Below are 10,114 nucleotides of genomic sequence, written 5' to 3'. Positions count from 1 at the left end.
GGGGGGGGGGGCTGCTTTACTATTGTGACACAGTCTGTTCGCGGGAATCCATGAGAGGGAATTACTGGTGTAAGTTTCTAATGCGATTGCCCTGGGCTGTTGGCGGGGATTATTTGAGGAACGCCTTGAGCATGGCGAAAAAAGCAACTAACTGCCCCGCCCAAAATATAAACATCCATTTCAATGTCTCAGACTTATTCGACTCGATTTTGAGTTCAAGGTCAGATTTTATAGATTCCATCCTGAGCTCGACCCTTGAGATGTCGTTTTTGGTAGCCAAATCATCACGAGAGCGCAAGTTCGATTCATTGATGACCGCAATCAGTGCGTCAACCCCGTCATCTCCCAGCCTTTCTCGTAATGGTCTCGGTATCGTTATAACGCTCACGACTTCATTATACCGTATAGGTTGTTTCTTTTTCAACCGCCATCGTCAACTATAAAATATCCAACTGTCAAACCACCTGAGAGCCGCTTTAACATATGCCTTGCTCACAGGAATGCCGGTCAATATGGGATAAAACGCTATAAATAGCGCAACCGTCACAGTGCAATACGCATACGTCAACCATTTTAGGCCGTTTTTCCACTCTTCCAGCCATTTTATGGCATACGTTATACAAAATATGACAAACGGCACAGAGGCGTAAAAATGATATATAAACGTAAGGCGCGGCACCGCCACCCACGGCAGGAACTGCGCGCACAGGCCCGTAAGGACGATAAAGACGCCGCCGCCGACCCTTTTCCTCGTTAAGGCTACCACTAAGACAAACGCAACCGCCGCTATTCCCAACCACCACACGGCAGGGTTTCCCATTGAAACAATGCTCTGTGCCTGCTGCTTTTCGGGTGGATTGCCGTTATAAAGCCAGAGCGGCCTTTTCATTATCGGCCACTCGTACCACTTGGACGAAAATGGATGCTCGGCTACCAGTTTACTATGGTAATCGTACATGTCCGTTTGGCTTTGCTTTGCGGCGCTCAAAAGCTCAGTCAACCCATGGTATTTCGCCGTTGGCACATAGGACAGTACATAAATTACGGCGGGAATAAGTATAAAAAACAGCGCGGCGTACTGTATTGCCTTAATTGTTGCCGCGTGTATATGTTCAAAGTCTAATTGGGATGTTTGCCGGATTTTTCGGGCAGAGCGTTGTCTCTTGCCCGCTTTCGGGGGCGATGTCAATTTCTCTGATTTGCTGAACTGCGTATATCTTCTGATAACAGTCGCAAAAAAAATCACCGCAAGCCCACCGCCCGCATAGATGGCAATCCATTTCACGGCCACCCCCAATCCGAAAACCAGGCCGCTTCCGCCCAGATACAGATTTCCGCCTTTGAACACGCCGTCGCACTTACCGTCTGAGACACCCGAAAGCTCCCAGTACCTGTACATGTAGTAGTACATGAGGATTATGAAGAAAATCGCGAATGTATCCACTGTGGCCATTCGCCCCTGCGCCACACGCATGAAGTCAAAGGTCATCAGAAGTGACGCTATCAGGGCATATCTCGTCCGCCCAAAGAGCCTGAACCCAAACACATAGACGATGGCAGGTATAAATGCGGCAAATAGCGCCCCTGTAAACCTCCAGCCAAAGGGATTCATTCCAAATGCAATAATGCCGGCTTCAATTATGACCTTGCCAAGAGGCGGATGTGTCGTTTCATACACCGGCAGGCCGTGGAGATACTCATAGGCCGTGCGCGCGTGATAGATTTCGTCAAAATACGTACTGTTTATATATGAAGGTGATGGCGGTACGGTGTTCTGTTCGTCAATCAGATTACTGGCTGAATCTTTATCCGATTGGGTGGTGTTGTAAATCGGCTCATATGGCATTGCCGATTTTACCGGCAATGGGGTTTGTGCGCCCGTCTCGAAAAATGCTATCTCGTTGAGCATCGCCCCCGGCACCATGGCAGTCAACAGGATATAACGCCCCTTCATGTCCGCATTTACGCACTCCCATTCAAACACGGCATTTTGCTTGAGCGTGTTGACCAACTGCCAGTTCTGAAAATCCAGCGAAGACCGCATCTCGTATTGCCCGCCGCCTATGCCGCCAAAAAAACAGACCCTGCCGACTGACCGCTCCCCGCCAAAATCCACATAGGCGCTTTTACCCTTCTCTGCGGTGCTCCAGAAGGTCTCAGGTGCCTTAGATGAACCGAGACCGTAGTACATAATGGCAAGATTTAAAATAGTTATTATCGTTATCGCGGCGTAGTCCTTTTTCTTGAGCGTCAAAGGTACAGGGGCGGGCGAAGGAGCGGGATGCTCATCCTCTACGACCGGCCTGCCCGCGTGTGGTACAGGTTTTTTTATCGCGCGGGGCAGAGGTGTTTTAATAAATATGTCCGCACCCAGCTTTACAAGATAGGCAAGGCAGCCAACGTGCGCCAGCGAGATAATCCTAAGCACTCCGCCATGCGGGTCTAAGTTATAGATTTCCTTCGTGCCGTAGTGAAGCACATAGGCCTCGTTTATAAAGAATGTCGCACTTATAAACGCGTACAGATACAAGAGCCTTTTGTCTCGTATCACGGCATAACTGACAAGTAAAAGTACAAGGCCGGGAAACAGATACCGTTCGTGCATCTTCACCGACGTGACGAACACAGAGGTTATCAGCAATGCGGCGATAAAATAATATATCCCCTCCGCGTCCCTTTTCTTATAGAACAGATACGTACAAAAACCGACCGTTAAAATGATAAACATGTAGCCCCACAACTCATATGTCACGCCAAGAACCCTGTCCGCAACCGACGCGAAATTCCCGCCCAACAGCGTAAAGAGATTAAACGCGTTTAGTGAGGCATAGGGGTACGACGAGAGTGTCTCATGGTAGTGTTTGACTATCCAGAGGGCCTCTTTATTAATCGTAAAGGGCAGTATTGCCGCGATAAATACACAGACGGCGGCGCTGAGTGCTATGGCCGCTTTTTTGAGAGATACGCGGCTCAGTGCGAAAATCAGGACAGGCGTAAATATAAGCCCCTGCGGCTTAATCAATACCGCAATGGCAAACACTATTGCCCCCGCGGTAAGCCGCCCGCCGGTGATTAGTATGATGAGCCCCAGAATGCAGAGGCTGAATACCGAATCCACCTGCCCCCACACGGCTGAATTAACTATAACCGCGGGGTTAAAGGCATAGGCAAGGGCAAGGGCTGCGGCCACTGTCGCAGAAAAATTCCTGCGCGCCATCAAAAATACGAGATGTGCCGCCGCAATGTCTGTTATCATGGAAGGGAGTTTTACGAGATACAAAAATGACTTCGACGCGTCAGCAATATTAAGTGCCGATTTTATCTTTCCTAACAGGTAAAATACATAGACATAGCCCGGTGGATAGTCGGCAAACACCTCCCCCGAATAAAACCCGGACAGCCCCACTGCCGCCGTACGCATAACCCATGCCTTAAACGTACCGATGTCTATTGGATGGCCTTCAAAAGAGACCGCCAAAATGGAGCGCAGAACAAAGGCGGCCATGAGGGCCACAATATAGAAACTTATGCTTGCTGAGCGGCTCATCGCGGGCTGGCCGTTGGTTTTAGTCATACGCCCTGAAATTCGAAAAGACAATCGGCCATGTTGCTATTATTATAAACACAATTATTAATAAAATGGAAATCTTTGTCCATCTTCTCTGGGCGTTGTGAATTTCAGTTCGTATCGAATCTATTTTTTTAAATGGTTCGGTAACTGCCGCGGCCATGCTGAAAAGTATGCCGCCAAACAGGCTCCCGTAGAGTGGATAGCCTATGAACATATACTGCTTCTGCAGCAAATCAAAAGGGCAGTGGTGCACTGGGGTCTCGTAATAGTAGATAGACACAAAAGATATTATGGACGCCACTGAAACGATAAAAAATATCAACGACCACGCACCGGAAATATACCGTAACCCTGGTGAAGAGCCTGGTCTTTTCATAAGCAGAAATAGAAGTACAATCTCAACGGCGCCCGCGCCATAAAACACATACATAGACGGACCCACCGGCAGCGACGCCAGAGACGAAGCCACCGTAACCCCCTCGTCGCTAAACAGCGAACTACAGCACGAGGTAATCACATTTGCCCTAAGCCCAAGGAAATAATCAAGCTGCCAGTACGCCTCAAGCGCTATGACAGGGGCAAGCGCTATCAGATATTTATACTTGAACCTGACAAGCGGATAGTCCTCTCCCAGCTCATCAACACGATTAATGGCAAGCCACATAGCGCACAGGAAAAAAATCACAATCTTTGCAAACAACACTGACCAGCCGATGGGATTGGCGTTAAGTGAGCCTGTTGCACACATCGCCCCTACAAATAGTTTGTGTATGTCGTCTGCCGTATATACAAACAGGAACAGGGACAGGATTTGAAACCCCATTACGTATTTCATAATCGTTGTGACCAGATATGTCTGCCGCTCAAGTATGAGCTGTTTCGACGTGCTTTTTGTAATGTCCCATCCAATGATTATCCTTAACGCGATGGCAACAGAAAACAAAGTCATGATGAGGACAATCAACGAGCCTACTACAAGGGCGAGGACTCCCGTGTGAAATATCACAACAGGGCGGCCTCTTTCACCGCTCCGTCGCGCATCTCAATTATGTTGTCTATATACGGTTTTTCGTAGATTAACGGGTCGTGCGTGGCTATGACGATGGTCTTTCCCTCTGTGTTTAGTGAGGTAACGATGTTCAGAAAATCCTCGGAGAGTTTCGTATCAAGGTGGGCGGTAGGCTCATCGGCGAGGATGACGGCGGGTTCGTTTATCATAGCGCGGGCAATTGCAACGCGCTGCTGCTGCCCCCCGGAGAGTTTTTCTACCTTCACCGCGCGTTTTGCTGTCAAGTCTAATTTATTAAGGATTTCCTCCATGCGCAGCTCCATCTGTCGCCCATCTATATCGGTAGGATACAGCGGCAGCATGATGTTTTCCCTGACGGTCAAGCCTCTGATGAGGTTAAAATGCTGGAAGATAAACCCAAAGGTCTTGCGTCGGACATCTGTGAGAAAACGCTCAGGGAGTTTTGCAACGTCCTTGCCCTCCACAAAAATCTTTCCCTCGGTCGGCTTTGACATGCAGCCGATAAGCCCCAGCAGGGTTGTCTTGCCTGAGCCGCTTGGGCCTTTTAATACAGTAATTTGTCCACGGGATATTTCTATGGACACAGCCGAAATCGCCTTTGTCTCATCGGCAAGCCCCGCGTTAAACACCTTCGACACACCCTCAGTCCTGATAATGGCGTCCATCTGTTACCTCATCACGGCGTCAGGGTCTGAGATAGCGACCTTCCACGAAGGCACAACGGAAGCGGCAACATACGGCACAACCGTTAAAAAGAATAAGACGAATATCTGATAAATATCTATATACGGCATCGGCTCAAACCTTGGAAATAACACAGACCAGCCCTTTAGTACAGGGGCAAGGAACTGGGCGTTAAAATAAAATACGTGTACGTATGCCAGTATCAGGCCAGTGAAAAAAGAACATATCGCTACAACGGTGCCTTCCCAGAACTTGAGCGTGAGCACATCGGCGGTCTCCCAGCCTATGGCCTTGAGAATCCCTATCTCCCGCCTCTCCTGTGCGTTTATCCCTGTGGCCTTATCCCATACAAATATCATAAAGGCCGCTATTGCCCCGAAAAACATTGTCAGCACAATCCCCCCGCGCCAGTTAAATATGTTGTCGTACGTGCGAATAAGCTCAGTTTTTAGTATCGGCCTTGAGTTCGGGAAGGCTCGCCTGATTTTCCTTGCCACCATGGATACCTCGGCAGGGTTGTTTACCTCTATGGTAATGTCTGTTGCCTTGTCTTGTGGCATGTTGAAAAACTTAATAAGGCCGTCCTTTGCCATGACGACAAGGTCATTTGTCAGAATGGCGGAGTTTGCGGTGAATATACCGACTATCTTCAGGTTGACGCTCAGTTCAGCGCCGGTGATTAGAAAGAAATCGTCTTTTAGTCCCGCCTGTCTTAGGTCTGCCACCCCTCTGCCGACGGCGCATTCGGTGTCTGTCTGTGGCATACGCCCGTCTATAAGTTGTATATCCCGCATGTTTTCGTCAACGGCCATAAGGGTATAGTTGGCGCTCGTAAGCGAGTCATAGTAATATCCCCAGTACCTGGGCACTATCTGCCCCACACCGGCAATGCCCGAAAGGGTCTTGATATACTCTGTGGGAATGAGTTCGTGCCTGCCGCCTGACATATTCTGGAGGATTATCTCAGGGGAGTTATCAAGTAGTTTAAGCGTCTCGGTCTTATATGCGTGCGTGAGAAACAAGATTGAACTAAGCACGGCGATTAGGGCGCTAAAGACAACGGCGATAGAAAAATTCTTGAACTTCCTTCTCGCTAAAGTTGATAACGCATACTCAATGATTCGGCCATTGCCCTTCATCTGGCCACACTTTGCGCGGGCGGTACGATAGAACCGGCCGGAAAGTGGTCAACAGACGATGGGAAATCCTGAAATGGGGCAAAGAAGTCTGCCTGCGAGGGGTGCCTCGTATATCTGGCCTCTGTCCAAAAGGCCACGTCGGTTAGTCTCATCACACGCACCATCTTACGCTTTAGCGCCACCTCCGGCTCTTTTACATTGACCCCGTTGAGTGAGCCTATATATAGGGCAACGAGCACCGCCGCCTCTATGGCGATAAACCCGGCGAATAGTCTTGTCTTTGACATGTTGCTTAGTGCTTGTGGGCGGAGTGCGACATGCCCGTATCGCCTGATTGAAGGTCTGCGGCCTTTATCTCGTCAAACTTCAGGGACTTTTGTCCCTTGTGGTCAACCATGAAATTGTTCGCTTTGTCAGGGGTTACGGGGACGAATTCCTTGCCCATAGGTCCCATAACGTTGCTTCCAACTACATACAACGCTGTTTGTGCCTTTACGGGTTTGGCCGTATAGTATTCAGTAACGTATATATCTTCAATGTCGGCCTGAGTCTTGTCAGTGTTGTATTTCGGGATGTCGAAGTAGAACTTGAACATGTCCTTAGGGCCATCAAAAAACGCGGACGTGCCGTCTTTAAAGATAATTTGAGCGAGCCATTTCGAGTGCGGGCCAACCAGCATACCACAAACGGCGCACTTATCGCTCTTTGAAGCCTTATGAGGCTCTGCGGCATACGCGGTAACTGATATGGTCAAAAGCAATAGTCCGATAATCAACGATTTCTTCGACATTAAGACCTCCGGCGCGACATGTAAATATAACCTTTTAATAAAGGATTCCTCACAGACTATTATAATCAATCTGGCCAATATAAATAAACACGGCAAGGGGCAACAGCAAAAAGGATTAACGACGAAGGGGGGTAACCCCCATAAGCGCTCAAAGAAGGACTGTTAAATAAAGCGGGATAACACTTCGCTTTGTAATTTCCTTTCTCTGTTGTTTTCCTTCAATTGATTTCTGATTTTATGCCAATCGTCCAAAGCCTGACTTATGGAAATCCTTGGAACTATCATGTGTTGCACGATCATAAACCGCTATGAGACCGCGGCCTAAAAGAAACGGATTGGTTAAGGAGCAAGGATTAACGGATTAAGGGAGTGGAGAAAGGGACGGGTGATGATATTTGGGCTGGATATCTTAACCGCATATGAGCTATTATTAACCGGATAGGACATTTCTATTTTGCTGTGACAGTGTTTGCCCTGACGTATTGACATTATATGACAATAAATGTTTTACTGTGTATTATGATGATGGATACGGCACTTTTACGGCGGGTAGCCACACAACGGGGCTTTACGCTTATTGAAATCCTGATAGTCGTAATGATAATTGGCCTTATCGCCTCTCTGATAGCGCCGAATATTTTACAACGGTTTGAGAGTTCGAAAGAGCAGCTCACAACAGCCCAGATAGAGCTTCTGTCAACATCGGTGCAGTCGTTTTATCTTGACGTGGGCAGGTGTCCCACCGACCTGAATGAGCTGATTGCCTCACAGGATAAGCTCTGGCGCGGGCCGTATCTTTCAAAGCAGATTATTCCCCAGGACCCATGGCACAGGGATTACCAGTACAAGTGTCCCGGTGAGCATGGCCGATTCGATTTACTCTCTCTCGGGCCGAATGGCAAGATGGATGACAAGATCATCAAGAACTGGTAGCGCCACAACTGGCCGCCGCCGGAGTGCTCCCCAATGCTCATAGGCGAGGTACTGGCCGAACTCTTCGACATCGGTGACAGCGAGATAAATAAGGCGCTTGAACTGCAGAAAGAAGTCGGCGGGTATGTAGGGCAAATACTCATCAGCATGGGGGCGGTAAATGAAATCCAACTGATGGCCGCCCTGTCAAAACAGATGGACATCCCGCTGTTTGACAGAGAATCTATGCCTGAGATAGATGCGGATTTCTATGCGAAGATTACCGGCCTCATAGACACTGAATATCTCCTGAGGCAAAGGTATCTGCCCATATCGGCTGAATTTGAGGGCGTGGGGCCGGGAGGGCCGCAAGAGAAGGAGGGGCAGGAAGGGAAGGACGCACCAGTTAAGTGCCGCTCCATCGTCTTTATCACCAATGATCCACTAAAATCCTCAGCCTTAGATTACGCGTCAAAGGTCCTCGGCTGCCGCGTCAACCTGATGCTTGCCGCTGAGCAGGTGATAAATGAGCTGTCAAGGCCGCTTTTAACCTTTGACAAAGACCTTGTATCGCTGACTGTTGACGACAACCCTGAGCTGCTGCGGGAAATGGCCTCAGAGGCCCCCGTGATTAAGTTTTTGAATAATATCCTCAGTAATGCCGTAGAGCTAAGGGCCTCAGACATCCACATGGAGCCATCCGAGTCGGCCAGCCGCATCAAGCTCAGAATAGACGGCGTACTTCATGAGTCTGAGACTGTCAACGAAAAACTCTTCCTTGCCCTCGTCTCACGCGTCAAACTCCTTGCAAGGCTGGACATCGCCGAAAAGCGGTTGCCCCAGGACGGGAAGTTCAGCACCAAGATATCGGCAACCCTGATTGACGTCCGTGTCTCCTCCATCCCCTTTGCCATCGGGGAGGGCGTGGTGATGAGGCTGTTATACAGGGAGCGACTGACGTTTGACATAACAAAGCTAGGAATAGAAAAGGATGTTGAACCAACAATCATGGAATTAATCAACATGCCCTATGGGATACTGCTGGTCACTGGCCCAACAGGTTCAGGCAAGACCACGTCGCTCTATTCAATGCTGTCAAGCCTGGACAAAAGAGAAAAAAAGATAATCACGGTCGAGGACCCCGTGGAATATAAAATTGACGGGATAAATCAAATACAGGTCAAGGACGAGATAGGGCTGTCCTTTGCGGCCTGCCTGCGGTCTATCCTAAGGCATGACCCTGATGTTATCATGGTCGGCGAGATAAGAGACCCGGAGACCGCCGCCGTGGCCGTGCAATCGGCCCTCACAGGACACCTTGTCCTGTCCACGCTGCATACCAACGACGCCCCAAGCAGCCTGTTCAGGCTTATTGAGATGGGGCTTGAGGGGTATCTCTTAAACGCGTCAATTTTGGGCATCATAGCGCAGAGGATTATAAGGAGAAACTGCCAGTTTTGCTCAAAGCCGTTTGAGCCGTCAAAGGCACTGCTGAATAAGTACCCCATTATGCAGCTCTATGAAAGATATAAAGACTCACTCGGCCTGAGGCTTGATATGAAACGCGGCACGGGCTGCCGCAAGTGTGCGGGCACGGGCTACCGCGGCATGATTGCGGTATATGAGGTCTTTAAATACTCGGAGGACCTCAAGGAGCAATTCCTGAAGGAGCAGTCAATAATCGCTATGAGGAAATCCCTTATAGAACATCACGGTTTCAGGACACTAAGAGAGGACGGCCTGTTAAAGGTAATCACCGGCACGACGACGGTGGAGGAGGTTCTTAGGGTCTCGTGACGAGCTATAATAACCTGTTAAAGATAATCAATGGCGATGCGGTGTGGTAGTCAATCAGGTCAAACGCATTTGGAAAATAAAGCAGAAAATATCTATGCAATCATTCCGAATTGTCCCTTTCCGTCATTCCGGCTTGACCGGAATCTTCCCTTTAGTGGGAGTTTCATGATGATTGTGCATATTCTGAGGCA

Annotated in this window: 9 protein-coding genes; 2 read left to right on the top strand and 7 right to left on the bottom strand. The window is 49.0% G+C overall.

What is annotated here, in order from left to right:
• Window positions 1-109: 109 nt before the first annotated feature.
• From AB7D94_RS14300 to AB7D94_RS14270, 7 genes are read right to left on the bottom strand one after another with little or no spacing between them, the layout of a single operon-like run.
• Complete coding sequence (locus AB7D94_RS14300) at window positions 110-424, bottom strand: LA_3696 family protein (protein ID WP_420266619.1); 315 nt, start codon at window positions 422-424, stop codon at window positions 110-112.
• A gap of 9 nt (window positions 425-433) precedes the next feature.
• Window positions 434-3,574, bottom strand: a complete 3,141-nt coding sequence (locus AB7D94_RS14295; protein WP_420266618.1) for a phospholipid carrier-dependent glycosyltransferase — start codon at window positions 3,572-3,574, stop codon at window positions 434-436.
• On the bottom strand, window positions 3,567-4,577 hold the full coding sequence (locus AB7D94_RS14290; protein WP_420266617.1) for a hypothetical protein: 1,011 nt from the start codon (window positions 4,575-4,577) through the stop codon (window positions 3,567-3,569). The genes AB7D94_RS14295 and AB7D94_RS14290 overlap by 8 nt, the downstream gene beginning before the upstream one ends.
• Window positions 4,574-5,266, bottom strand: a complete 693-nt coding sequence (locus AB7D94_RS14285; protein ID WP_420266616.1) for an ABC transporter ATP-binding protein — start codon at window positions 5,264-5,266, stop codon at window positions 4,574-4,576. The genes AB7D94_RS14290 and AB7D94_RS14285 overlap by 4 nt, the downstream gene beginning before the upstream one ends.
• Before the next feature lie 3 nt (window positions 5,267-5,269).
• Window positions 5,270-6,424, bottom strand: coding sequence for an ABC transporter permease (locus AB7D94_RS14280; protein ID WP_420266615.1), 1,155 nt, complete (start codon window positions 6,422-6,424; stop codon window positions 5,270-5,272).
• Complete coding sequence (locus tag AB7D94_RS14275; RefSeq protein ID WP_420266614.1) at window positions 6,421-6,711, bottom strand: hypothetical protein; 291 nt, start codon at window positions 6,709-6,711, stop codon at window positions 6,421-6,423. The genes AB7D94_RS14280 and AB7D94_RS14275 overlap by 4 nt, the downstream gene beginning before the upstream one ends.
• Window positions 6,712-6,716: 5 nt before the next feature.
• The gene (locus tag AB7D94_RS14270; protein WP_420266613.1) at window positions 6,717-7,214 is read right to left on the bottom strand and encodes a nitrous oxide reductase accessory protein NosL; all 498 of its coding nucleotides are present in this window, start codon (window positions 7,212-7,214) and stop codon (window positions 6,717-6,719) included.
• 492 nt (window positions 7,215-7,706) lie between these two features.
• Between AB7D94_RS14270 and gspG the strand changes: the two genes are divergently transcribed.
• Both gspG and AB7D94_RS14260 read left to right on the top strand, forming a co-directional pair.
• The gene (gspG, locus tag AB7D94_RS14265; RefSeq protein ID WP_420266612.1) at window positions 7,707-8,147 is read left to right on the top strand and encodes a type II secretion system major pseudopilin GspG; all 441 of its coding nucleotides are present in this window, start codon (window positions 7,707-7,709) and stop codon (window positions 8,145-8,147) included.
• Window positions 8,148-8,180: 33 nt separating this feature from the next.
• The gene (locus AB7D94_RS14260; protein WP_420266611.1) at window positions 8,181-9,923 is read left to right on the top strand and encodes a GspE/PulE family protein; all 1,743 of its coding nucleotides are present in this window, start codon (window positions 8,181-8,183) and stop codon (window positions 9,921-9,923) included.
• Window positions 9,924-10,114 lie beyond the last annotated feature (191 nt).

It is taken from the genome of Candidatus Magnetominusculus dajiuhuensis (genome assembly GCF_046044395.1).
In the GTDB taxonomy this organism is placed as follows: domain Bacteria; phylum Nitrospirota; class Thermodesulfovibrionia; order Thermodesulfovibrionales; family Magnetobacteriaceae; genus Magnetominusculus; species Magnetominusculus dajiuhuensis.
Note: the sequence above shows the minus strand (reverse complement) of the source record. Positions and strands in the feature narration are given on the sequence as shown.